Annotated in this window: 29 protein-coding genes; 18 read left to right on the forward strand and 11 right to left on the reverse strand. The window is 60.3% G+C overall.

Going from position 1 to position 24,283, the window contains the following annotated elements:
* Positions 1-7: 7 nt before the first annotated feature.
* The 9 genes from U5A08_RS03655 to sctU are packed head-to-tail and all read left to right on the forward strand — an operon-like array spanning position 8 to position 6,958.
* A complete protein-coding gene (locus U5A08_RS03655) occupies positions 8-910 on the forward strand; it encodes an FHA domain-containing protein (protein ID WP_253393290.1) in 903 nt (300 codons plus the stop codon).
* A complete protein-coding gene (locus tag U5A08_RS03660; protein ID WP_321850354.1) occupies positions 907-2,265 on the forward strand; it encodes a FliI/YscN family ATPase in 1,359 nt (452 codons plus the stop codon). The genes U5A08_RS03655 and U5A08_RS03660 overlap by 4 nt, the downstream gene beginning before the upstream one ends.
* Entirely contained in the window at positions 2,252-2,680 is a 429-nt protein-coding gene (gene sctO / locus U5A08_RS03665) for a type III secretion system stalk subunit SctO (protein WP_321850356.1), read from the forward strand. Before U5A08_RS03660 ends, sctO begins: the two co-directional genes overlap by 14 nt.
* Entirely contained in the window at positions 2,677-3,135 is a 459-nt protein-coding gene (locus U5A08_RS03670) for a type III secretion system HrpP C-terminal domain-containing protein (protein WP_253393292.1), read from the forward strand. Before sctO ends, U5A08_RS03670 begins: the two co-directional genes overlap by 4 nt.
* Complete coding sequence (locus U5A08_RS03675; RefSeq protein ID WP_321850359.1) at positions 3,132-4,145, forward strand: FliM/FliN family flagellar motor switch protein; 1,014 nt, start codon at positions 3,132-3,134, stop codon at positions 4,143-4,145. Before U5A08_RS03670 ends, U5A08_RS03675 begins: the two co-directional genes overlap by 4 nt.
* Positions 4,142-4,795, forward strand: coding sequence for a type III secretion system export apparatus subunit SctR (gene sctR, locus U5A08_RS03680; RefSeq protein WP_253393294.1), 654 nt, complete (start codon positions 4,142-4,144; stop codon positions 4,793-4,795). The genes U5A08_RS03675 and sctR overlap by 4 nt, the downstream gene beginning before the upstream one ends.
* Before the next feature lie 7 nt (positions 4,796-4,802).
* Positions 4,803-5,066, forward strand: a complete 264-nt coding sequence (gene sctS, locus U5A08_RS03685) for a type III secretion system export apparatus subunit SctS (RefSeq protein ID WP_247406579.1) — start codon at positions 4,803-4,805, stop codon at positions 5,064-5,066.
* A 9-nt stretch (positions 5,067-5,075) separates the two neighbouring features.
* Positions 5,076-5,864 carry a type III secretion system export apparatus subunit SctT gene (gene sctT / locus U5A08_RS03690; RefSeq protein ID WP_321850363.1) on the forward strand — a complete coding sequence of 263 codons (789 nt, stop codon included), beginning with the start codon at positions 5,076-5,078 and terminating at the stop codon, positions 5,862-5,864.
* Positions 5,861-6,958, forward strand: coding sequence for a type III secretion system export apparatus subunit SctU (gene sctU, locus U5A08_RS03695; protein WP_321850365.1), 1,098 nt, complete (start codon positions 5,861-5,863; stop codon positions 6,956-6,958). Before sctT ends, sctU begins: the two co-directional genes overlap by 4 nt.
* Here the strand turns inward: sctU and U5A08_RS03700 are convergent, their stop codons facing one another.
* The 11 genes from U5A08_RS03700 to U5A08_RS03750 form a co-directional block, all read right to left on the reverse strand.
* Complete coding sequence (locus tag U5A08_RS03700; protein WP_253393297.1) at positions 6,959-7,330, reverse strand: transcriptional regulator; 372 nt, start codon at positions 7,328-7,330, stop codon at positions 6,959-6,961.
* A complete protein-coding gene (gene hrpT / locus U5A08_RS03705; RefSeq protein WP_321850368.1) occupies positions 7,327-7,530 on the reverse strand; it encodes an HrpT family type III secretion system protein in 204 nt (67 codons plus the stop codon). The genes U5A08_RS03700 and hrpT overlap by 4 nt, the downstream gene beginning before the upstream one ends.
* On the reverse strand, positions 7,527-9,668 hold the full coding sequence (gene sctC, locus U5A08_RS03710) for a type III secretion system outer membrane ring subunit SctC (RefSeq protein ID WP_253393298.1): 2,142 nt from the start codon (positions 9,666-9,668) through the stop codon (positions 7,527-7,529). The genes hrpT and sctC overlap by 4 nt, the downstream gene beginning before the upstream one ends.
* Before the next feature lie 14 nt (positions 9,669-9,682).
* Entirely contained in the window at positions 9,683-10,075 is a 393-nt protein-coding gene (locus U5A08_RS03715; protein ID WP_253393299.1) for a type III secretion protein, read from the reverse strand.
* A 1-nt stretch (position 10,076) separates the two neighbouring features.
* Positions 10,077-10,295 (reverse strand): hypothetical protein, encoded by a 219-nt coding sequence (locus U5A08_RS03720; RefSeq protein WP_247397449.1) that lies wholly within the window; start codon positions 10,293-10,295, stop codon positions 10,077-10,079.
* Between the two features lie 86 nt (positions 10,296-10,381).
* A complete protein-coding gene (gene sctL / locus U5A08_RS03725; RefSeq protein WP_253393300.1) occupies positions 10,382-10,978 on the reverse strand; it encodes a type III secretion system stator protein SctL in 597 nt (198 codons plus the stop codon).
* Positions 10,979-10,980: 2 nt separating this feature from the next.
* Entirely contained in the window at positions 10,981-11,559 is a 579-nt protein-coding gene (locus tag U5A08_RS03730; RefSeq protein WP_321850371.1) for a type III secretion protein, read from the reverse strand.
* Complete coding sequence (gene sctJ, locus U5A08_RS03735; protein ID WP_321850373.1) at positions 11,531-12,337, reverse strand: type III secretion system inner membrane ring lipoprotein SctJ; 807 nt, start codon at positions 12,335-12,337, stop codon at positions 11,531-11,533. Before sctJ ends, U5A08_RS03730 begins: the two co-directional genes overlap by 29 nt.
* Positions 12,338-12,343: 6 nt before the next feature.
* Positions 12,344-12,709 carry a hypothetical protein gene (locus U5A08_RS03740; RefSeq protein WP_253393303.1) on the reverse strand — a complete coding sequence of 122 codons (366 nt, stop codon included), beginning with the start codon at positions 12,707-12,709 and terminating at the stop codon, positions 12,344-12,346.
* A gap of 119 nt (positions 12,710-12,828) precedes the next feature.
* Positions 12,829-13,038 carry a hypothetical protein gene (locus U5A08_RS03745; RefSeq protein WP_253393304.1) on the reverse strand — a complete coding sequence of 70 codons (210 nt, stop codon included), beginning with the start codon at positions 13,036-13,038 and terminating at the stop codon, positions 12,829-12,831.
* A gap of 177 nt (positions 13,039-13,215) precedes the next feature.
* Positions 13,216-14,142, reverse strand: coding sequence for a sigma 54-interacting transcriptional regulator (locus tag U5A08_RS03750; protein WP_301294880.1), 927 nt, complete (start codon positions 14,140-14,142; stop codon positions 13,216-13,218).
* Between the two features lie 564 nt (positions 14,143-14,706).
* On the opposite strand from U5A08_RS03750, the gene U5A08_RS03755 reads away from it, so the two are divergent.
* The 9 genes from U5A08_RS03755 (at position 14,707) to U5A08_RS03795 (ending at position 24,214) form a co-directional block, all read left to right on the forward strand.
* The gene (locus U5A08_RS03755; protein ID WP_253393305.1) at positions 14,707-15,984 is read left to right on the forward strand and encodes a cystathionine gamma-synthase family protein; all 1,278 of its coding nucleotides are present in this window, start codon (positions 14,707-14,709) and stop codon (positions 15,982-15,984) included.
* A 151-nt stretch (positions 15,985-16,135) separates the two neighbouring features.
* On the forward strand, positions 16,136-17,566 hold the full coding sequence (locus U5A08_RS03760) for an amino acid permease (protein ID WP_253393306.1): 1,431 nt from the start codon (positions 16,136-16,138) through the stop codon (positions 17,564-17,566).
* A gap of 51 nt (positions 17,567-17,617) precedes the next feature.
* Complete coding sequence (locus tag U5A08_RS03765; protein WP_046384765.1) at positions 17,618-18,508, forward strand: LysR substrate-binding domain-containing protein; 891 nt, start codon at positions 17,618-17,620, stop codon at positions 18,506-18,508.
* 16 nt (positions 18,509-18,524) lie between these two features.
* A complete protein-coding gene (thrC, locus tag U5A08_RS03770; protein WP_321850379.1) occupies positions 18,525-19,904 on the forward strand; it encodes a threonine synthase in 1,380 nt (459 codons plus the stop codon).
* Positions 19,905-19,926: 22 nt separating this feature from the next.
* Complete coding sequence (locus U5A08_RS03775) at positions 19,927-20,364, forward strand: Lrp/AsnC family transcriptional regulator (RefSeq protein WP_247397475.1); 438 nt, start codon at positions 19,927-19,929, stop codon at positions 20,362-20,364.
* A 177-nt stretch (positions 20,365-20,541) separates the two neighbouring features.
* Positions 20,542-21,585, forward strand: coding sequence for a homoserine dehydrogenase (locus tag U5A08_RS03780; protein ID WP_321850382.1), 1,044 nt, complete (start codon positions 20,542-20,544; stop codon positions 21,583-21,585).
* A gap of 10 nt (positions 21,586-21,595) precedes the next feature.
* Positions 21,596-23,008, forward strand: coding sequence for an aldehyde dehydrogenase family protein (locus U5A08_RS03785; protein ID WP_321850384.1), 1,413 nt, complete (start codon positions 21,596-21,598; stop codon positions 23,006-23,008).
* 171 nt (positions 23,009-23,179) lie between these two features.
* On the forward strand, positions 23,180-23,623 hold the full coding sequence (locus U5A08_RS03790; RefSeq protein WP_253393310.1) for a DUF3592 domain-containing protein: 444 nt from the start codon (positions 23,180-23,182) through the stop codon (positions 23,621-23,623).
* A 3-nt stretch (positions 23,624-23,626) separates the two neighbouring features.
* Positions 23,627-24,214 carry a hypothetical protein gene (locus U5A08_RS03795; RefSeq protein WP_321850387.1) on the forward strand — a complete coding sequence of 196 codons (588 nt, stop codon included), beginning with the start codon at positions 23,627-23,629 and terminating at the stop codon, positions 24,212-24,214.
* Positions 24,215-24,283: the final 69 nt, after the last annotated feature.

The following is a 24,283-nucleotide window of genomic DNA, read 5'->3' on the forward strand; positions in this document are numbered from 1 at the left end:
CGTGCTGATGTTTGAGCTGCGCGTGCTGGAAGGTTTGAATCAGGGCGCTGCGTTGCCGTTGTTTGGCGAGCAGTGGAGCCTGGGTTGCCACGCTGACGCGGATCTGCTGCTGACCGACGCGGGAGTGGTCGAGTATCACGCGCAGTTGCGGCTGACCGACGGGTTCTGGTCGGTGCAGGCTGAAGCCGGGCTGTTGCAAAGCAGCAGCGGGCAGGCGCTGGCACAGATCGCCGACCTGGCGCTCAATACGCCGTTTTCGCTGGGCAGCATTCGCCTGTGCGTCGCCTTGGCCGATCAGCCTTGGCCCCGGGCAGCGGCCCCGCAGGCCCCCCCGGCAGCCGAGCCGCGCCGCGAGGTGCCGGCAACGCTGGTGTTGTCGGCCATCCCGCCGTTTCAGCAGAAGCGCCTGATCAGCCTGGTGCTGGCGTGCGCGGTCATCATCGTGGCGGTCGGCATGGCGTCCACCGGCGAGCATGAGGCCCAGGCATCGCTGATGCCCGTCGTGCCGCAAAAGCCCAACCTCGCTTCGCCGTTCGAGGTGCGCCAGCAGTTGCTCAAGATGCTCGGCGAGCGCGAGCTGGACCATCGGATCAGCTTGCAGGTGATCAATGGGCAGATCGCCCTCAATGGCGATGTGTCCCAGGAGGAGGTGGAGCTCGTCGCGCGCATGCTCAGCCGGTTTGGTGAACAGTTCGACACCGCCGTGCCGGTGATCAGCCGTGTGCGGGTGCGTGACAACGTCCTGCCGTTCAAGATTTTGCAGATCGTCGGCGGGCCGAGCGGCCATGTGGTGCTGGAACACGGCGATCGTTTGTTCGTCGGCGATGAAGTGGATGGCCTGCGGTTGGTGTTGATCGACAACAGCAAGGTGGTGTTCGACGGCACGCAACGCTTTGAGGTGAGCTGGTGAGCGGCACGGTGCAGGAGCGTCTCGACGCGTGGCAATTGATTCAGTCCCAGGGGCTGGCCCGTTTTGCGCCGGTGTCGATGCGCGGTCGTATCCAGCGCGTCAACGGCATGCTGCTGCAGTGCCGGCTGCCACAGGCGCGTATCGGTGATCTGTGCCAGGTCGAAAAGAACCCCGGCGATTACATGCTGGCCGAAATCATCGGGTTTGATCAGCAGGATGCGGTGCTCAGTGCCCTGGGCAATCTGGAGGGCGTGCGCGTCGGCGCCGCCGTGGAGCGCCTGGGGGTGCCGCACCGGGTGCGGGTCAGTGATGAACTGTTGGGCCAGGTGCTGGATGGTTTTGGTCGCCCGATCGCAGGCGAGGGCCCGAGTGCGTTTGTCGAAGCGGATACGCCCGACGCGACTGCAGTGTTGTGCGAGGCGCCATTGCCCACGGAGCGCCCGCGCATCAGCCGCGCGTTGGGCACTGGCGTGCGCTCGATCGATGGTCTGCTGACGTTGGGCGAGGGCCAGCGCGTCGGGCTGTTTGCCGGCGCCGGTTGCGGCAAAACCACGTTGTTGGCCGAGATCGCCCGTAACGTGGAGTGCGATGTGATTGTGTTCGGCTTGATCGGTGAGCGGGGCCGTGAATTGCGCGAGTTCCTCGATCACGAACTGGATGACCAATTGCGCGCCAAAGCCGTGCTGGTGTGCGCCACGTCCGACCGCTCCAGCATGGAACGGGCGCGGGCCGCGTTCACGGCGACCGCACTGGCCGAAGGTTTCCGGCGCAAGGGCAAGCGCGTGTTGTTGCTGATCGACTCCTTGACCCGTTTCGCCAGGGCCCAGCGCGAAATCGGCCTGGCCGCCGGCGAACCCTTGGGCCGCGGCGGTTTGCCGCCCTCGGTGTACAGCTTGTTGCCGCGCTTGGTGGAGCGCGCCGGGTTAACGCGCGAAGGCGTGATCACCGCGATCTACACCGTGCTGATCGAGCAGGACTCGATGAGCGATCCGGTGGCCGATGAAGTTCGTTCGCTGCTCGACGGCCATATCGTGCTGTCCCGCAAGCTGGCCGAGCGTGGCCACTACCCGGCGGTGGATGTGTTGGCCAGCCTTTCGCGAATTTTGAGCAACGTTGCCGAGCCTGGGCACATCCAGGCCGGTACGGCGTTGCGTCGTCTGTTGTCGGCTTACCAGCAGATCGAGCTGATGCTCAAGTTGGGCGAGTACCAGCCCGGTAACGATGAGCTGACCGATCTGGCCGTGGACAGCCGCCAGGCGGTGGATGGTTTCTTGCGCCAGGACTTACGTGAGCCCTCGCCGATCGCCACGACCCTGGATCACTTGATGGAGCTGACTGCCTATGTCCCTTTCTGAAGTCTTGTCGGGTGAAATCGACACCTTGCGGCGTTTGCGTCGCTACCGCGCAGACCGCGCCGAACGTGCGCTGCGCGAGGCCAAGCGAGCGCAGCAAGCGCTGGTCGCGCATATCCAGCAGGCCCAGGCGACGCTTGAGCAAACGCGCCTGGAAGAGGCCCGACAATGCGCGCAGCTGTTGAGTGAACACCAGGGGCAGGTGGTGACCTTCAAGGCGCTGAAAACCTGGAGCGCCAAGGAACACCACTTGTCGGCCGGCACCCGCCGCGAAGAAAGCCAGTTGAAGGACCTGCAAGGGCAGCGCGAAGAGCAGGCGGTGCAGGTCGGCAGTGCGCAAAAACAGGTGACGTTGTGTCTGCGCCAGGTGGAAAAAATCCAGGAGCTCTCCCATTTGCTGACGCAGGAACCGCTATGAACCCCGTTTCCGCCATCTCGCCTGAACGCCTGAACCTGCGTGAGTTTCGGCTAGATCGTGTACCGGTGATCGACGCCTTGGTGCCGTGGGAGGACCGGCGACTGTTTGCCCAGTTGTTGAATGATGACAGCCACGACGCAGGCCAATGGCCGTCCCTGGCCGGAATCAAGGCTTCAGGCGATATCTCCCTGGTCGATGCGTTGAGCGAGCGCCTGGTTTCGCGGATTGACGGCGCTTCGCAGTGGCCGCTGACGGCGGTCTTGTACTTGCCGCACCTGGGGCGGATCGACAGCAGCATCGGTCGAGAGCAGGGCGCCTGGACGATTGAGTTGCAGGCCGAGCGCGAGAGCACGACGCGCTGGCTCAGCGGGGTACGGCAGCAGTGTGAGCAAAGGCTTGCCGAGAGCCTCGCGCGGCCTGTCAGCCTGCGCTTAACCCCCACGGCGCGGGCATGATGATGCCCGCTCTGGCGTTGCCCTCGGTCAAGGGCGATGTGGCGGCGGCCCGTCTGCGGTTGGGGCGCGGATTGCGTATGCCGTATCAGGTGGGCGAGCTGCGTGGCGAGTTACGGCTGGAGCCCGGCGCTGCCCCCGTGGGCATCCAGCCGCTGTGTTTCGAAACCGCCTGCGGCGTATTGGGGTTCAGTGAGCCGGGGCCGCAATTCAGCTTGCTGGGTGAATGCCCGGTGACGTTGGCACAGGCGGGCAACGATCCGGACTCCTGGTTCTGGGCCTTGTTTCAGCATCATTTGAGCGCCCAGGTGCGGGCGCTGTTGGGGCATTTGCGGCTACTGCCCTCTGCGCGGCCTTTGAACTTCGGTTGCCGGCTGTGCGTGACGCTCGGCGCGTCCCACGTCGTGGGTTACCTGTGGCTGTCGGCGCAGAGCTTTCTGGCGTTGTGCGAGGCGGGGGCGTGGCGCCGCATGGCCAGCCCGATGCCGGCGCGTTTTCAGTTGGCGCTGCCCGTGACGATCGGGCGCCTGCGCGTCCCCCTCAGCCAATTGCGCGGTCTGCGGGCCGGCGACGTGCTGGTGTTCGAACAGGCGTTTTTCCAAGCCCATGGCGAGGGTCATGTGCAGGTCGGCGGGCACCGTCTGTGTGTGTTTATTGATGATGAATCCGGGCCTATCTGCCTGACCCTTACTTCGATCGAGGAAGCGCCTTTGGACGACGATTTTGCAACACCGCCCTACTCGGGGCATGAAGACGACACGCCGGTGGTGGATGTCTTCGGGCATGAACCGTTCGACGAACTGAGCATGGCGCTCAATGTGCGATGCGGCACGCTCAACCTGACCCTCGGCGAGCTGCGCAACCTGGCGCCCGGCGCGGTGCTGGGCATTTCCGGGTATGCGCCGGGCATGGCCGGGTTGTATTACGGCGACCGCCCGCTGGGCGTGGGGCAATTGGTGGAAGTGGACGGGCGCTTGGGGTTGCAGATGTCTCGTGTGATCTTTTCCCGATGAGTTTTCAAGGGATAGACCCGATTGTTCTGGCCATGTTCGTGGGCGCATTGTCGTTGATGCCCATGCTGTTGATCGTCTGCACCGCGTTCTTGAAGATCGTGATTGTGCTGATGATCACCCGCAACGCGATCGGTGTGCAGCAGGTGCCGCCGAGCATGGCCATCAACGGCATCGCGTTGGCGGCGACCCTGTTCATCATGGCGCCCGTGGGGTATGAGATCGCGGAGGTCGTCAAGGTGACGCCCCTGGACTTGAGCAGTGTGAGCACGCTGCAACAGACCGGGCTTGAAGCGGTGCAGCCGTTGCGGGCTTTTATGGTGCGTAACAGTGACCCGGACATCCTCACCCACCTGCTGGAAAACACCGCGCGCATGTGGCCGCCGGCCATGGCGCAGGAGGTCCAGCGTGAAGACCTGATCCTGCTGGTCCCGGCGTATGTGTTGTCGCAGTTGCAGGCGGGGTTCGAGATCGGGTTCCTGATCTACATCCCCTTTATCGTGATTGACCTGATTGTCTCCAACCTGCTGCTGGCGCTGGGTATGCAAATGGTCTCGCCCATGACCATTTCGCTGCCGCTCAAATTACTGCTGTTTGTGATGGTGTCCGGCTGGTCGCGGCTGCTGGACAGCCTGTTCCTTTCCTATCTCTGAGCTGCCTATGGAACCGATTGTACTGTTCAAGCAGGGCATGCTGCTGGTGGTGGTGCTGACGGCGCCGCCGCTGATTGTCGCGGTGATCGTGGGCGTCCTGACGTCGCTGATCCAGGCGTTGATGCAGATACAAGACCAGACGCTGCCCTTCGGTATCAAGCTGGTCGCCGTTGGCATCACGCTGGTGGTGACCGGGCGCTGGATTGGCCTGGAGTTGGTCCAGTTGATCAACCTGACGTTCGACATGATCGCCCGTTCGGCTTTGAATTGAGGCGTGCCCATGCTGCTCTATCTTGATTTTATGCCGAGCCTGCTGATTGGCATGGCTCGCATTTACCCCTGCGCTTTTCTCGTCGCGGCGTTCTGTTTCCAGCACATCCGCGGCATGCCCAGGCACGCCGTGGTGATGGTCATGGCATTGATGCCGGCGCCGGGTATTCACGCGGCGCTGGCGGGCCAGGAGCTCTCCGCGATGATGTTGGGCGCGCTGGTGTTCAAGGAGGCGATCCTCGGCTTTTTGCTGGGCGTGTTGCTATCGATGCCGTTCTGGATGTTCGAGTCGGTCGGGGCGCTGCTGGATAACCAGCGGGGGGCTTTGGCCGGTGGCCAGCTCAACCCGTCGCTGGGTCCCGACGCAACGCCAATAGGGCACATGTTCAAGCAACTGGCGATTTTTTTATTGATGGTCAGCCTGGGCCTGGGCGCGCTGACTCAGGTGATCTGGGACAGCTACCTGATCTGGCCGCCTACGGTGTGGTTTCCATTGCCGGCGGCCAATGGCTTCAGTGTGTTTGTCGAGCTGGTCGGCGACACCTTCACCCACATGATGCTGTACGCCGCGCCCTTTATCGCCGTGCTGCTGTTGCTCGAGTTCGGCGTCGCGCTACTGGGGATCTACAGCCCGCAACTGCAGGTGAGTACGCTGGCCCCGCCGATCAAGTGCCTGGCCGGCATCGGTATTTTGCTGCTGTATTTCGCGCTGCTGCAGGACTTGATCGTCGGACGCATGGCGCTGCTCGGTGACCTCAAGCACTTCCTGCGCCTGCTGTTCAAGGGGCCTTGGACATGAGTGACTCGGGGGAAAAAAAACACCCCGCCAGTGCCAAGAAACTGCGTGATCAGCGCAAGAAAGGCCAGGTCGCGCAGAGCCAGGACGTGCCCAAGTTGCTGGTGCTGACGGCCTTGAGCGAGATCGCCTTGTTCACGGCCGACACCAGCATGCAGCGCTTCCAGCAGATGATGGCGCTGCCGATAGCGCGAATTGGGCAACCGTTTGTGCGTGCCCTGGAAGAGGTGCTGACGGAGGCGTTGGTGTTGTTTTTCTCCTTCGGCCTGATGATGGTCGGGGTCGCGATCGGGGTGAAGTTGATCAGCAGTTGGATGCAGTTCGGGCTGCTGTTCGCCCCCGAGTCCCTGAAGCTGGACTTCAATCGCGTGAACCCGCTTACCCAGCTCAAGCAGATGTTCTCCGCCCAGTCCCTGATGAACTTGTTGATGGGCATCGGCAAGTCATTGCTCCTGGGCTTGATACTCTACGTGGTGATTGGCCCGTCACTGGGGGCCTTGATCAACCTTGCCAACAGCGATCTGCAAACCTACATCCTCGCGCTGATCACACTCTTTCGGCACTTGTTGCATGCGTGTCTGGGGGTGCTGTTGGTGCTGGCGCTGATCGACCTGACGTTGCAGAAATACTTTTTTGCCAAGCGCATGCGTATGACCCAGGTCGAGGTGGTCAAAGAGTACAAAGACATGGAGGGCGACCCCCACGTCAAAGGCCAACGGCGCTCGTTGGCCTATCAATTGGCCCAGGAAGAACCCAAGAAAAAACTGCCCAAGCTGGAGGAGTCGGACATGCTGGTGGTCAACCCGACGCACTTTGCCGTCGCGTTGTATTACCGCCCCGGCCAAACGCCGCTGCCGAAATTGGTGGCCAAGGGCACGGACGCGAATGCGCGTAAGCTGATCGATCGAGCCAAGGCGGCGGATGTCCCGGTGATTCAATGCGTATGGTTGGCCCGCACGCTGTACGAGGCAAAACTGGGGGCGAGCATTCCGCGCGAGACCTTGCACGCGGTGGCGTTGATCTACCGGACCTTGCGCGACCTTGACGATGAGGCCAAGCGTGAAACCCTTGAGTTGCCGGAGTTGGAGCAGCGCTGATCAGCGGCTGGCGAACCCATCCAAGGCTTCAAGGTCGGCCAGCGACAGCATCCGGCTGAGGATTTGATCCACGGCCTCACGCTGGGCAGGCAGGGCGTGCCAGATGAGCAGTGCGCCCTGGGTATCGAGGCAGATATAGCAGCCGTCAAACGCCATTGCCTGATCGAAGCGGCGCTCCAGCACGCGTTGCAGTTGCCCGGCGCGCAAGGCCGCCTGGGTGATTTTCAAGGCCAACCCCGGGCGGGCGTTGGCATGCTGTGTGTGCAGGGAGATGCCCTGGCACAACGGCAGATGAGCGGCATCGCCGCTCACCAGGCTATCGAAGAATGCCCGCCGATGCCGCTCATCGTCAGGCACCCTCCCGGTGTTCATCGCTCCAGCGACACCGTTTGATAGTCCGAACGCTCCCCGGCCGGGCCGGGTTCGACGCGCATCTGTGGCGGCCACCAGATCACCATCTTATCGCTGGTCGATTGTGGGCGTGAGCAGGAGTCCCCTTTGCAGGTCGGGGTGCAACCGCTGATGAACAACACGGCAGTCATCAGGGTGGCGCACAACAGTCTTGGCTTCATGGCGTGGTCTTCCGGGTTGGCGTGAGCAGGGATGGGCGCGGCACATTCAGGTGTTCATCCTTCACCACGGGGCGCATGGCGATAAACACTTCGGCTTCTTCACCCGGCCTGAGCCAGGCGCGCGGCCAAACGGTGACCGCCAGGGTCTGGCTGTTGCTGCATTCCTTTTCATCGATGCGCACATTGCGCTTGTACTGATTGCGCAGCACCACGACGGCCACATTGAACTGCGGCCCGGTGTACCACTGGCTGCGCTCGCTATTGAGCGCCAACAGCTCGCGAGGGGCACACAACGTGTTCAACGCCAGCGGCATCGCTGCGGCCTTGAAGGCCTTGGGCACTTGGCCGCTGACCAGGTGCGCCAGGGTGCTGGTGATTTCGTTGCGGTTGATCACCGGCTGATGCGGCTCCAGGCGTCGTGCCAAGGGTTTTAGCGCGGCTTGCAACTCGCGTTGGTCGGCTTGAGGCAAATAACGTGACGGGTCGGACTGATCGCCGATCACGCGTGGGGTGAGAATGAACAACCGTTCGCGCCGGTTGTTCTGGCGCTCCGTCGAGGAGAACAGCGCTTTGCCCAGCAACGGAATATCCCCCAGCAAGGGGATCTTGTTTTGCCTGTCCGCACTATTCGTCACATGGAACCCGCCCACCACCAGTGAGCGTTTTTCCGCCATGACGGCCTGGGTGCTGATCTTGCCTCGACGCACATCGGGGCCGAAGCGTTCGGGGTTGGACTCGTCGAAGTTACCGTCTTCGATATCCACCGCCAGATGGATCTGATGGCCGCCGCGGCTGGTGATGACGCGGGGCACGACCTGGAAACTGGTGCCGACGGTGATGGGCAAGATGGTCGCGTTTTCGGTGCCGGCCGTCAGGTATTGGGTGCGGTTGAAATCAATCACCGCCGGTTGGTTTTCCAGGGTGAGCACTGACGGGTTGGAAACCATGGTTGCCAGCCCGCGAGCTTCCAGGGCGCGCACGTCGGCGTAAAAACGCTCGCGATTTTCGATCGACAATTGTGATGAGGTGCCGGGTGCCATGTTGACGGCGCCGCGGAAGCGACTGTTTTGAAACCCCCAGTTGACGCCGAATTCGCTTAATTGCGAGCGTTCGATGTCGAGGATGATTGCGTCGATTTCCACCAGCTTGCGCGCCACATCGAGCTGACTGATCAGGTCGCGGTACATCCCCTGACGCTCCGGCAGGTCATAAATCAGAACCGCGTTGTTGCGCACGTCGGCCTCGACGCGGATTCGGCTGGGGTTGACCGGCGCCCGGGAAGTCACCGATATGCCGGCGTCCACCGGCCCGGTGGGCGCGGGTGTGCTGAGCATTTGCCCCAGCAGCGGGTTGCTCAGGCGCGGGAACGCAGGCGCCAGCGGCGCGGGCTGGGACTGCGCGGCGGAGCGTTGAGCCATGCCCGTGAGCATCGTGGGATTACGCGGGTCCAGCAGCCCGCGCAGCATGGTGGCGACGCCTGGGAGGGTGATTCTTTCGTTGCGGTATTCAATTTGGCGGTCTGCGGCATTGGCGAACTTGAGCGGGTAGCTCAACACGCTCTGCTTTTCGTCCGGGGAGCGGCGCTGGCTGCTGAACTGCTTGATCTGTTCGATATAGCGCCGGGGACCGGAGACCAGGACGACGCCGTCCTCCGGCAATTCACCCCAGCCAAAACGACTGTCGAGCAGGCCGATATCGGTCAGTGCTTGCTTGAGGTCGGCAATGGTTTCGGACGACACCTCCAGGCGTGCGGACTCCTGCTGATCAAGGGTGCTGATGTGCAGGGTGTTGTTGTAGAGATACCACTGGAAGCGGTGTTCTACGCCAAGCCTGTCGAGCAGCGACTGCGGGGTATTGGCGCGTATCTTGCCATTGACGTTGCCCTCCAGCAGGCCCTCGATCTGGAGTTGGGTGCCAAATGTCTGGGCAAAATCCTCGAGGACTTCACGCAGTGGCTTGTACTGGGCTTCATAGGCGTATGCCGTGTTCTTCCATTCTGCGGGGATGGCGGCGAGGGCGTCTTGCGCCGGGGCCAGCAAACAGGTCAGGGCGATCAGGTACCGCCAATCGGCTCGTCGTGATGAAGTTTCAGGCGGGTCAATGCGCAAGCTGTCGCGCTTGTGGATCTTGTTGTGCATAGAGGCTTCTCTGATTAGTACAGCAACGAACGTAGGGAGGTGGGGTTGCGTTGAGGCGCCGCTCTGTGAAGGCGCGCGACGGTGGCGCGCCAGGTATCGCGTTGGTTGAGCAGGGACTCGAGACAGCGCTGCAGCAGCTGTTCGTCGTGCTTGTCATGCAGGCAATGCAGCAGCCAGAGCGCGCCACTGGCTGGCGCCTGAGCGAGAGCGCCCTGAAAGTGATCCAGGCTGACCTCGCCCAGTCGCAGCCAGGTCATCAGCAGTGATTTATCTGGGCGAAGTGGGGTCAGCTGAACACTTAGCAGCAGGCTGTTCGAACAATGACGCAGGACAATTTCGTCATTGTTTTCGAATAACCTTAACTCTCCAGTGCCGCGTCTCAAGCACTCGGCCAGCAGCGCTTTCAATTTACTGTCCGCTGTCCAGGCCGGACTTCAGGAGCATATGTTTTACGCGGGTGTGTTCGTTGAAGACGTATTCGGATGTTCGATGCTTGGCGACGAGATCGAAAAAAAACGCCATGTCTTCGTCCGCCCCGGAATTGCTTTCTGCTGCTTGGGTGAGGTCTCTTTTAACCACCCGTGCGTCGTTTAGAAGCCGATTGGTATAACCGTCGTAATAGTTCATGGATTCACTCCGTTGGGATGTTCTCCTTTTTGGTTTGTATGTCGAATTGGTTCCATGTGTGGCAATTTATATTTCATTAAGTGTGTTTAAAGCCCATCGTTTGAATGGCTGTCGTCAGGCTTCAGGAATAGGTTGACCAAGGACGTCCAGTCGATCCGAAAGTCCCCCTCTTCGGTATTCAATATGAGCGATTGCGGTTTGATCGTATTGTCCGCGCGCAGTGTCCAGTGCGTACTGCCGCGGTTGGCCAGGCAGGCCCGCACGGCTTCCAGTTCGAGCGGATGGCAAACCAGTGCGGCCTTGACCGCTGGCACATGGCTCGCCAGCAACTGCTTGATCAGGGCAGCCATGCGTTGGGGGGCGGGGGTGTCTTCAAGCAGCAGGTGAATGGCCTGGTTGGCGATGGCGGTGGCGTATCGTTCAAGGTTGTCACACAAGGCCTGACGCTCGACTTCCCAGCGTTTGAGTTGCGCGTTGGCACGTTGCCATACTTCCAGGCTGGCTTTTTCGAGCAGCTCTTCGCGCTGGGCGTGTGCCGCCTTCAGCAATTGCCTGGCCTCGGCCTTTGCCTGATCCACCACACTGCTGGCCTGTGTGTAGCTCGCCAGTGTTTCGCAAGAGATCATGCTCCCCGGCAGGGGCGGCGCGCCGCCTGGCGAGTTGATTTTATATCGACATAACATCGTTAATCTCCGTGCTCCTTTGAGGCAGCAGCACTACCGTTCCTGTTCATTGCGCCAATACGCCACACCACCGCATGCCAAAGGGTGTCGAGGCGGCTATGGGAGTCACCGAGCGAAAGCGCCTTTTCTTCCAGATCCAAAATGCGCCGGCGGGGAAAGCGCAACCTGATGCGCTGCCAGGTGGCCGGTGTGACCCAGGCGCAGAGCAATTGCAGCGGGTCATTGTCGGGCTGCACCATATCCAGAGGCAGGGCCTTGGACAGCCTGTTGCACCACTGCCGATGGTTGTCATCGAGTGCTGTTGCATAGGCGGGACGGCAGATGCCGTCAATCAGTGCGAGCCCCAGGTCGAGTTGATTCGCTGAGGCGAGTGCCAGTTGCAGGAGTGCGGGATCGGGCATTGGCGGCAGGCACGGGGCAACACCATAAGGTGTGCCCGCGACGACCTGCCGGCTGCGATGCAGCTCAGTTAGCGCGGCGTGTTGATCGGGGGTTTTCCAGTCTTCGTGGGCACACAACCAAGGCGTGGCCCACCATTGGGCCCATGAGAGATTACTCATTGCGTGCATGGACAGGCGCATCAGGGGATGGGCCGTCCGGCAGCGCGTCTGCGGCTCTTTGTGTGCGTCTATGCCAGAACACGCCCCCAGCAACCATCAGCACCAAGGCGATCAGTGCGAATATCACGCTGGCCCGCCAAAAACCGATGTCATCTCCGGGCACCAGGAAAGGCCCGAAGTAAGCCAGTTTTTGCTGCTCCAAATAGGCGGTCGCAGGTACGAAGACGACGGTCAGTTTTTGCGGGTTTTCCACTGCGGCGGTCATCCCCGGGATACTGCTCGCAACCATCCTGCGCACACGGGCCCTGATGTTGTCGGGGTCGAGTCGGGGGTCATGTTTGATGAACACCGAGGCGGACGCCGGTTGTACGGGTTCTCCCGGAGCGACGCGCTCGGGCAGCACCACGTGTACGCGAGCGACGATGACGCCATCGATGTTCGATAACGTGGTTTCCAGCTCTTGGGACAAGGCATAGATGTAGCGTGCGCGTTCTTCAAGCGGCGTAGAGATCACGCCTTCTTTGCGAAAGGTGTCGCCCAGCGTCGCGCGCGCGACCCGAGGGAGGCCGGCGGCCTCCAGCGTTCGCACGGCGCGGCCGATATCGGTGGCGTTGACCACCACGACAACGCCATCTTTCGCGGGAACTTTGGTGGCGCGGATATGTTTGTCTGCCAGTTCGGCAACGACCTCATTGGCCTCCTGTTCGGTTAACTGACGATGAAGTTCGACACGATCACTGCAGGCATTGAGCAAGAATGAGAGCGACAGGATTACCAGGATAAGCAGCGGGCGAGTCATGTTGGCCTACTGCAGGTTGCTGATTTTATCGATGCACTGCGCGGTTTTACCGACGCTCTTCGATAACATATGCGTCAGCAGGAGGGCATCGGAAAGTTGGCCGGGATATTTTCGCGCCTCGTCCAGTTTGTTCTTGCTGCTTAATGCACGCAGGCTTTTGGTCATACGCTCAGTCACGGAATTCAGCTTGCCTGCGGCCTCGGAAAGCATGCTCTGTGGCATCGCATGATTGATCGCCGTACTCGGGAGTGAGGACGGCGTGAGAGTTGAGTTGAAAAAGTTTACATCGGTGGCCGAGGTGGATGCCTCCTGTGTTCCGGAGGCGCCAGGGAGTTGATTGGTTTCAGTCGAGCGGATGCTTCCTATCATCATGTTGCCCCTGTTAGATAAGGGTTAGAAGATGAGCGTGTTTAGGGTTGTTGCTGACAACGCTCGTGGCGGCGTGACCTTCCCGGCATAGCCTGTCGGGAAGGTCAGCAAAGGTTCAGCTATTACAGACGGAGCATGTCAGCAGCTGCTTTAATACCGTTGGTATTAGCGTTCTCTGCTGCTTTAAATGCGTTTTTTACGCCGTCTATGCGCTTCTTTGATTCTGCAGCCTCCATACCTGCATCTGCCTCTTCAGCAGACATGTCGCCACCCATAGATGAAGCTGCATTGGCCATAGCTGAATAGCCCCCACCGATCGCACCAATAGTCATGTTTTTTTCTCCATGCTTAATGTTAGTTCACTGGGTTCAGCGATGCATCAAACGACGCGATTGCACACTTGCACCGCTGTTCCATAACTTATGTGGTTGATGTTTTTTATGCGTTCCATGGATGGCGGGTGGGTATGTTTCAAAAAATGTATTTACGTTCGGCAAGGTTGTCATGTCTCAGCTTAGTGATATTCCCAAATGCTTTATTCGGTGGTAGAGCGTTCGCTTGGCGACGCCTAACGCTATTGCCACACTGTCCACACAGTGGTCGTGTTGACGAAGCGACTCTTCAATCAGCGATTTCTCCATCTGTTGCAGTCGCGTCTTCAGGTTCATTTCAAGTTCATGTCGGGTTATCACCGCCGTTGATAACGGCGGCAGGCCCAACACGAAGCGCTTGGCCGTCGAGCGCAGTTCGCGCACATTGCCCTTCCACGGGTGGCACAGCAGTTGTTGTAATAGCTGCTTGCCGGGGGGCGAAGGTGCGGCGAGCCGGAAGTGCTCGGCCTCTTGCTCAATCATGCTCAGGAACAAGGGAATGATCCGCTCTCGCCGATCCCGCAAGGCTGGCAGGTGGATATTGACGACATTCAGACGGAAGTAGAGGTCGCGTCGGAAAGTGCCTTGCTCGACCATTTCGTGCAAGGCGTGCTGGGCCGAGGCGATCACGCGCATGTCTACCGGGATAAAGCGTGTGGAACCCAGGCGTTCGACCCCGCGCGATTCCAATACACGTAACAGCTTGGCTTGCAGTGACAGCGGCATGCTGTCGATTTCGTCGAGGTATAGGGTGCCCAGATGGGCGGCTTCGACAAACCCCGCCCGCGATTGCATGGCGCCCGTATAGGCGCCGCTGTTGACGCCGAACAATTGGCTTTCCGCAAGGGTTTCCGGGATGGCAGCACAGTTAACTGCAACGAAGTTCCCTTTGCGACGGGACAGGTGGTGTATGCGTTGCGCCAACGTATCTTTACCTGTGCCGGTTTCTCCCAATAGCAGAATGTCGATATCGAGAACGGCCGTGTTGTTGACCGTCATTTCGATGACCGGGCAATCGCTAAAGGCCATGTCCGTTATAGGACCGTTTTCGCAGAGCGTCGACATAGTGTTGTGCTCCGATACTGTTGCCACTTCAGGGGGGCAATTAACCTATGGTCCGGCGCGCAGTTAAACAGGAAACCTTAGTGTTGTCATGATGCGCTGCTTGAGCTGTAGAGACGCTCGGGTATTTGAACCGCAAGAACTATAAAGTTGCAAGTGCTGCTTGGGCTAGTTGCCCGTGGTTAGTGTAAGACAAATCTTAGAGTGATGAAGAATAGTTGGGGAGTCTGATGAGGGGGCAGATATGTTGCGGTGTGTGTTCTAGAATGCCTGTTATTTTATAATGTGTGGCGATGTTTCACTCTCTTGATGCATCGCCCTTTTATCGTGCGGCTTCTACCGCAATCTACGTTTGCACGTTAAATGAGCCGGCTAGACAGCCCACTACCCGCACAAAAAGCCGCCAGGGTTGCCCCCCCCCCCTCACTCCGCACATTGATAGCCATTAAAAAAAACAGCCCTTTGGCACCGATAACATCGTTTCTCGGGCGCACGGGTTTTCAATATATTGGCCGCCAGATCCGATTAATGACTCAACATTCACCACACTCAGTGCGAGTAGTCTTAATGAATAATAAACCTGACAGCACAAGGCTTGATAACGCCGGAGCGGGGACCCGAGCGGTCTGGGGTGGGGAGCAAGTCAGGCACCCCTACAATGCCACTCAAACACCTATCGTGGTCAGTGCCGCTTACGGTTACGACGACATCGACGTCTGGTACGACGTTGCTCTGGGCAATGCTCCGGGCTTTATCTACAGCCGCATGAGCAACCCGACGGTCGAGACCCTCGAAGCCAAAATCCGCGAGTTGGAAAATGCCGAGTCCGCCGTGGCCTTCAGCAGTGGCATGGCGGCGATCAGCAGTGTGCTTTACACCTTCCTGGCCCACGGTAATCGTGTGGTGTCCACTAAGGACAGCTATGGCGGCACCAACAAGATTTTCGAAGAATTCCTGCCGCGCATGGGTGTGGAGGTGAGCTTGTGCGAGACGTTCGATCACGAGGAGATCGAGCGTGAAATCGCCAAAGGCTGCCAGTTGGTGTACCTGGAAACACCGACCAACCCGACCCTGAAAATCCTCGATATCCAGCGTCTGGTGGCTGCGGCCAAGCGCGTCGGTGCCGTGGTGGTGGCGGACAACACCTTCGCCACGCCGCTGAATCAAAACCCACTGGCGCTGGGCGTGGACGTGGTCATCCACAGCGCGACCAAGTTCCTCAGTGGTCATGGCGATGTGCTCGGCGGCCTAGTATGCGGCAGCGAATCGTTGATGGAAAAGGTGCGGCATTACCGCGAAATCAACGGTGCGACGCTCGATCCCTTCTCGGCCTACATGATCATCCGTGGCATGAAAACGCTGGTGCTGCGTCTGCGTCAGCAGCAACACAGTGCCCGCGCCCTGGCAGAGTTTCTCTGCACCGAACCGTTGGTGGCGTCGGTGAATTATCCCGGCTTGACCAGCCACCCGAACCACGCGGTGGCGTGTGCGCAAATGTCCGGTTTCGGCGCCATCGTCAGTTTTGTCCTGGTCGGTGGCATGGACACGGTCAAGGTGCTGTTGCCGCGCCTGCGCTTTGCTCACTGCGCGGGCAATCTTGGCGCGGTGGAAACCATTTACGGGCCGGCTCGGACCACCAGCCATGTGGAAAACACGCTGGAGGAGCGTCTGGCCCTGGGTATCTCCGAAGGGCTGGTACGCGTCTCTGTCGGCATCGAAGACACCGATGATTTGCTCGACGATCTGCAGCAGGCGTTTGCCTTTGTCAGGCATTCACGGGGTGAACAGCTACCCGCAAGCAAACAGCCCTCAATCAATCAAACGTGCACTGAGGTAGCCAGTTGAAGTTTTAACGTTACTCCCTCACGACAGGGCCGTTAGTGAGGCGTTCATGAAGCGGAATAATAATAAAACCCAGTGGCGACATTTTTTGACTCTGCCCAATCTCTCAGCGCAGACGTTAATGCGTGCCCCGCCAACTTTCATGAGAACAACCATGTCCATACAAGAACAGCAACTCAACCCGCGTGCCGGTTTCAAACAGGAAATGCAGACGCGCCATATTGTCATGTTGGCATTGGGCGGCGTGATTGGTACCGGGCTGTTTCTCACGTCCGGATACACCGTTAACCAGGCCGGTCCGTTAGGTGCGGTCATTGCTTACATCATCGGCGCGCTCATGGTCTACATGGTCATGATGTGCCTGGGCGAGTTGGCGGTGCAGATGCCGGAAACCGGCTCCTTCAGCACCTACGCCACGCGCTTTCTCGGCCCGGGTACCGGCTACACCGTGGCCTGGCTGTATTGGCTGACGTGGACCGTGGCCATCGGCTCGGAATTCACCGCCGCCGGTATCCTCATGGTGCGCTGGTTCCCGGACACGCCGGTGTGGATCTGGAGTGCGCTGTTCGCTGGCGTGGTGTTCCTGACCAACGTGATCTCGGTGCGTTTGTTTGCCGAGACCGAGTTCTGGTTGTCCTTGATCAAAGTAGTGACGGTGGTGGTGTTCCTGATAATCGGCGGCGCGGCGATTCTTGGCCTGTTGCATATCGATCAGGCGCACAGTGCCGGCCTGGGTAACTTCACCCGTGAGGGCTTGTTCCCCACCGGTTTCATGTCGATTGCCATGACCCTGTTGGCGGTGTCCTTCGCCTTCTCCGGTACGGAGTTGATCGGTATCGCTGCCGGTGAAACCAAGGACCCTCAGCGCAATGTGCCACGGGCCATTCGCACGACCGTGTTGCGTCTGGCGATCTTTTTCGTCGGCACCATTTTTGTCCTGGCGACGCTGTTGCCCCGCGAGCAGGCCGGGTTGGTGGAGAGTCCGTTTGTCACTGTGTTCAGCTACATCGGCATTCCTTACTCCGCCGACATCATGAACTTCGTGATCATCACGGCGCTGTTGTCTGCGGCCAACTCCGGGTTGTACGCGGCCTCGCGGATGCTCTGGACCTTAAGCGACCAGGGACACCTGCCTAAGCAGTTCTCTAACCTGACCCGCACGGGGACGCCGTTGAATGCCATCGTATTGAGCATGTTCGGCGGCGGCGCCTCGTTGCTCAGTAGTGTGTTTGCCGCTGACACCGTCTACCTGGCGCTGGTGTCGATTTCCGGGCTGGCGGTCGTGGTGGTGTGGATGAGCATCGCTGCGAGCCAGATCGCATTCCGCCGTCACTATGTGGCCAATGGCGGTGATGTCCGCGACCTCAAGTTCCGCGTCCGGGGTTATCCGTGGGTGCCTCTGGGAGCGCTGGCCTGCTGCAGCCTGGCCTGCGTCGGGATCGCTTTCGACCCCGAGCAGCGGGTGGCGCTGTACTTCGGTTTGCCATTCATCGCCTGGTGCTACTTCGTGTATTACATTACCCGCAAGAGCCGCGAGCGACGCTTGTCGCTTGCCCCCTTGGCACAACCGTCCGATGCATTCTAGACAGGGTGGGCAAGCGTGCTCGGTGCGGGGGGCGTCAATGAGGTCCAGACCATGAAGCAAAAGCCGTTACCCCCATTGAACTGGCTGCGGGCATTCGAGGTGTCTGCCCGCTGTCTGAACTTTACCCACGCCGCCGAGGAACTGTTTTTGACCCAGGGCGCGGTCAGCCAGCAGATCCGCCAATTGGAAAGCCATCTGGGGGTGGCGCTGTTCAAGCGCTTGCCCCGTGGCTTGGGGCTGACCGAGGAAGGCCAAGCCTATCTGCCGGTGGTGCAGGATGCGATCACTCGGCTGGCGGTGGGGACCAACGAGATTTTTGGCCAGCACAAACGCCGGCCGATCAAGGTGCGTGGCAGCCTGGCGTTTTTCGTCCATTGGCTGGCGCCCAAACTGGTCGACTTTCGTCAGGCCCATCCCCATGTCTACATCCGCTATATCAGCAACATTTGGGTCAAGGAGCTGGATGGCGAAGACGATATGGAAATTCGTTGGGGGCATGGTCAATGGCCCGGCCTGGTCTCGCAACGGCTGACCTGGGACACCTTGTTTCCGGTCTGCTCGCCCGCCCTGATGGCGCGCTCGCCGCTGAAGGTCGCAGCCGATGTGGCCCACCATCCGTTGCTGCATGTTCTGGGTTACGAAGAGGGCTGGGGTTACTGGTTGAACATGGTCGGAGCGGACACTGTCGATTCGTCGACCGGCATGCAGTTCGACACGCTGATCTGCACCTTGCGCATGGCCGAGTTGGGGCAGGGGATTGCCCTGGCCCGCTCCTCGATGGTCGACGAAATGCTCCAGGACGGGCGTCTGGTTGAACCCTTCGCCCAGCGCATCGAAGCCAGCGAATCGTTTTATCTGGTCCGCGGTTCGGGGGCCGACCAGCATCCCGACGCGGTCATGTTTTCTACCTGGCTGGTCGAGCAGGCACATCGTTACAAATGAATGGCCGGGGTCAACCATGCACTATGTGAGTACACGAAGTTCGGCCATCCAGGTCGATTTCGAAAAAGTCGTGTTATCCGGCATTGCCGAGGACGGCGGACTGTTCGTGCCCTTCGAGTTACCGCTGTTCGAACCCCAGGACATGGCCAATTGGTCGATCTTGCCGTATGACGAACTGGCCTATCGGGTCATGAGTCCGTTTGTGGGTGGGGCCATCCCTGAGGTGGATCTCAAGCGCATGCTCAAAGAGGCGAGCGGCCGCTTCAGTCATCGCTCCGTGGCGCCCTTGCATCAGGTCGACCGCAACGAGTGGGTGCTGGAGCTGTTCCACGGACCTACCCGTTCCTCGAAGGATTTTGCCGCCCAGTTGCAGGCGCAGTTGGTGCAGTATTTTCTGCACAAACGCCAGCGACGCGCGGTGCTGCTCGGCGCTACCAACGGTGATACCGGGCTGGCGGCCATCGAGGCGTTCAAGCACTGTGACGACGCCGTCGTGGTGGTGTTCTATCCGGCGTCCGGCGTACCACAGCATCAGTTGCAGCATCTGCAGGCGGTGGCTCACCCGAATGTCCACACGTTCGCGGTCAACGGTAGCTTCGATGAGTGCCAGACCATCGTGAACCGGCTGTTCCGGCAGTGGCCATGCACGCAGCACGAGGCAGTCAGTTTCAACTCCAGCAACTGGGTCAGTGTGTTGGCGCAACTGGTGTTTTATTTCCACGCCGTGCTGCAACTGGGAGGCGCTCAGCGTCTGATTGGTTTCAGCGTGCCCGCCGCGAGTTTTGCCGAGGTCTATGCCGGTTACATTGCGCAGAAAATGGGCCTGCCGATCACCCAGATGATCGTTGCGACCAATCAGAACGACGCATTGCATCAGTTGTTTCTGAAGAACCACTACTCCAGGTTGCGAACCAACAAGACGCTGTCGCCGGCCATGGACCTGTCGATTTTTTCCAACCTTGAACGTTTCCTCTGGGAGCTCTACGGGCATGACGATCAGGCGGTGAGCGCGCTGATGGCCGCGTTCGAATCCAGCGGCGAGATGACCATCGCCAACGAGTGCTGGTTGCAGGCGCGGATGATCATCGACTCCTACGCGGTCAGCGATGACGAAACCCTGCAGGAAATGACCTCACTGTACCGTGACACCGGTTACGTCATTGATCCTCACACCGCCACCGGCGTCCTGGCAGCTCGACTGTACCGGCGCAGCCTGGTCGCGCCGATGGTCACCCTGGGGGAAATCTCACCGGCCAAATCAGCCGTGCTGCTCGGCGAACTGGGGATCGGTGCGCCGGCGCCACACAGCCCGCTCGCAGGGCCGGGACCGGCACAGCATTACCGGATTCAACCGGACGACCTCGACACCCTCCATCAGTTGCTCGGCGCGCTGTGACGGCGTTGCAATAGGAGGTCACGTGAAGCGCATTCTGGACCCGCTCGATGAACGTATCATCGCCGAGCTGCGGCTCAATGCCCGGGCGGCCCACGCCGAGCTGGCGACCAAGGTCAATCTGTCGCGCAATGCCGTGCGCCAACGGATCGAACGGCTCGAGCGCGACGGTGCGATACAGGGTTATACGGTGCGCACGGGGGAGGGGCGACAAGCCTCTTCGAGCATCAATGCGGTGATTTTTGTCTATCGCTACGACCGCATGCGCGGCGCGGATGTGCTGCAGGCTTTGCGGGCAATACCGGAAGTCATCGCGTGCGATGTCATGAGCGGCGAGTTCGACCTGATGCTGCGCGTCGGCGCTGCGAGCCCGGAGCGGGTGCATAAGGTCTGGAATGAAATCTCCGCGCTGCCGGGAGTGGAAAACACGGTGACTTCATTCGTTTTATCGTCTGTCGTCTAGCCGGTTTTTTGCTGTGAAAAAGTCAACCTCGGTTGGCTTTTTTTATGCCCGGACGCTTTGCCCAGGCACTGGTCAAAACGCCCATGAAATAGAGCAAATTGGCATATTTCACTGCCCAGGACGCGTGCCTAATCTAGTGCCCAACAACCCATCACTCAGATCAAGGGCAATAAAAATATGACTGAATACAAACTGGCGCTGGTCGGCTTCGGTGGTGTCAACCGGGCGTTGGCTCAGCTGATTGCCGAGCGTAACGAAAGCTGGAAAAACGAACTGGGTTTTACCCTGAAAATCGTCGGCGTCACTGATCTGTTCCTCGGTTCGGTGATCGGTCGCGACGGCTTGGATGCGGCGTTGCTGGCCCATCTTCCGGCGGTCAAGGGTGCCTTTGCGCAACTGCCGGGTGGCGAAGCCGTAGCCCTCAACGAAGCGGTGATCAAAGCGTCCGGTGCGGACATCATTGCCGAAGCGACGTTTACCAACCCGGTGGATGGCGAGCCGGCGACTTCGTTCTGCCGCTGGGCGCTGGAGAACGGCAAACATGTGGTCACCACCAACAAGGGGCCGATTGCCCTGCACGGTGGCGAGCTGAAAGACCTGGCCCAGCGCAATAACGTCGCCTTTGAATACGAAGGTTCGGTGATGAGCGGCACACCAGTGATCCGCCTCGCCAGGCAGTTGCTGGCGGGCAGTTCGGTTGTCGGTTTCGAGGGGATTCTCAACGGCACGTCCAACTTCGTCCTGGCCCGCATGGAAGGCGGCCTGGGTTTCGCCGAGGCGGTCAGTGAGGCACAGGCATTGGGGTATGCCGAAGCCGACCCAACGGCGGATGTCGAGGGGCATGATGTACGTCTGAAGGTGGTAATTCTGGCCAACGAACTGCTGGACGCCAAGCTGAACATCAACGATGTCAGTTGCCGCGGTATTGCCTCACTCGGCCTTGGCGACATCGAAAAAGCCCGGCAGGACGGGGCACGCTGGAAGCTGATCGGCGCGGCCACGCGGCATGCCGATGGTTCGGTCAGTGCCAGTGTCGAGCCGCGCCTGTTGAACCATGATCATCCGCTGGCCGCTATTTGCGGCGCCACCAATGCCGTGTCGTTCGCCACTGATCTGCTCGGCGCGGTGACGGTTTCGGGGCCGGGAGCTGGGCGCACGGAAACAGCGTTTGCGTTGCTGTCGGACATCATCAGCATCCATCAGTCTGTTGCGCACAACTAGGAGAACGCCTGTGAAACGATCGAGTCTTGCGCTGGCTGCCGTGGCGCCGCACATCGAAGTCTTCAACCCCTTTGACGGGACTGTTATCGGGACCGTAGCGGATGTCTGTGCATCGCAGGTGCCGCAGTTGCTGGTGCAGGGTCGCAGCGGTGCGCAAGCCTGCGCCGAACTGCCGCGTCATCGTCGGGCACGCATTCTCGAACAGGCCGCCTTGCACATCGAACGCGATGCCCCGGCATTTGCCCGGCTGATTGTCGACGAAGCCGGCAAGCCCCTTAAACAGGCGGAAAAAGAGGTCAAGCGCTGCGTCAACACCCTCAAGCTTTCTGCCGAAGAGGCCAGGCGCAATGCCGGGGAAGTGGTGCCGTTCGATGCTTATGAGGGCTCCGAGTCGCGCCAGGGCTGGTTCTCCCGCGAGCCGCTGGGCCTGATCGTGGCGATCACCCCGTACAACGATCCATTGAATCTGGTGGCGCACAAGCTCGGTCCGGCCATTGCCGGCGGCAACGCGGTGATTCTCAAACCGTCTGAGCTGGCGCCGTTGTCGGCGATCAAATTGGTCTCGTATCTGGTTGAGGCTGGGTTGCCCGAGTCGGTGGTCACCGTCGCCACCGGCAGCGCGGAACTGGGCAAGGCCTTGGTCGCCTGCCGTGAGGTGCGGATGATTTCCTTTACTGGCGGCTTCGTCACCGGCGAGCAAATTGCCCGCACGGCCGGCCTGAAGAAGCTCGCCATGGACTTGGGCGGCAATGCGCCGGTGATCGTCATGGCGGACTGCAACCTTGCGGCCGCCGTCGACAGCTGCCTGTCCGGCGCCTTCTGGGCGGCGGGACAGAACTGCATCGGCACTCAGCGCCTGCTGATCCAGGCCTCGATCTACGAGCTGTTCCGCGAGCACTTCGTCAGCCTGGCGCAGAAACTGGTGACCGGCGACCCATGGCTTGCCAGCACCGACATCGGCCCGATGATTACCCCCCAAGCGGCGCAGAACGCCGAGCAGGTGGTAAACGAAGCGTTGAAGGAAGGTGCCCGGTTACTTTGCGGCCACCGGCGCCAGGGCTCGTGCTACGCCGCCACCGTGCTGGAAAACGTCGAGCATGGCAGTCGCCTGTGGCGCAACGAAGTGTTTGCTCCAGTGGTGGTGTTGCAGCCTTTCGAAACCTTCGACGAGGCCATCTCGTTGGCCAATGAACCCGAATACAGCCTGCACGCGGGGATCTTCACCAATGATCTGGCGACGGCGATGAGTGCGGCGCGGCGGATCGAGGCGGGTGGCGTGATGATCAACGACTCGTCCGACTATCGTTTCGATGCGATGCCGTTTGGCGGCTCCAAGTACGGCAGCCTCGGCCGGGAAGGGGTGCGCTTTGCCTATGAGGAAATGACCCAGCCCAAAGTGGTGTGTCTGAACACCCTGGGTTAAGCGATTCAAGGCAAATAAAACCAGGTCGTTTGGCATTGGGAAGGTCTGGTCACCCGCCCAATGCTCTTTTCTAGCATCAGCCGTGCATTATCTGCCGCGTCGCACAGGCACCTCCCGGTGGTTCTTGTTATCCTGACCGGCCTCTTTCATGGACGAATACCGAGACAAGCCATGGCTAACCTCACCCCGTCACGCCTCGGGACGATGCTTCAGGGGCTGCTCTTTGCCCTGATTGGTATCGTCTTGTTGGGCATTGCCGTCAATCTCACGCTTGAACGACGCGAATTCCTCGCCCACGCACAGACCGCCGATGGCATCGTCAGCCGCTTGAATGCCGGTGGTTCGCATCCCGAGATCGCCTTCACCACCCGCAGTGGTGAAAAGATTTCCTACCCCCAGGGCGGCTTTATTTTTGGCTATCAGCAGGGTCAGCCGGTGCGGGTGTATTACCTGCCCGAGCAGCCGGCCAGTAGCGCCGTGGTCGATACCCCTGCCGCACTGTGGGCCACTCCCGGGTTACTCGGTTGTATGGGGCTGTTGTTCACCCTTGCCGGCCTGTTAAGGGGCATCGGTCAGCGCGGTCGCGGCGCAGTTCATTCACATAAAGGACTTTGAACGATGAGCTACAACATCCCGATCCCGCTCAATGCCAGTCGCTGGCAGTATCAGACCGCCAGCGGTGGCGGTCTGACCATCGCCCTGGTGGCGGGCAGTGGCGGCTCGATCATCCTGCGTTCGCCCCAGGGCGAGAACGTCAGCTACCGCTACGGCGGCGTCGGAGTGGGGGTCGGATTTGGCGCGCGCCTGCCGCGTTTCGGCAAGATCAATATCCAAGTCAAGGGTAAGAGCGTAGGGGCAGCCGGTGCGGCGGAGGCTTTTCCCAGCACTGGCATGGTGTTTGTCAGCGACGCCCTGGTCGGCCGTGACCTGACCAGTGACGACATCACCGGGCCTTGCCTGTATACCGAAGTGGGGGCGGGGCTGGTGGTCGGCGGTTCGGCCATGGCGCTTTTGTTCGGGCTTGATCCCAAGCTGCTGGCGTTGGCGGCGGTTCTAAGCGCCAACCCGGCGACCTCGCTCATTGCCTCCGCCACGGTCAACCGGCAGTTGCTGCAGTCGGCCAAGGGCGCGGTGGTCATGGCCGGCATGAACGCTGGCGTGCAGGCCGGTGGTGGCGCCGTGATCAGCATGGGCTATCTGTTCTAGTCGCGCAGAGCGGGTCGATATAGCGCCCACAAAAAAGCCGCGAATAAACGCGGCTTCTTTGATTCCGAC

It is taken from the genome of Pseudomonas paraveronii, from assembly GCF_963681955.1.
Classification (GTDB): domain Bacteria; phylum Pseudomonadota; class Gammaproteobacteria; order Pseudomonadales; family Pseudomonadaceae; genus Aquipseudomonas; species Aquipseudomonas paraveronii.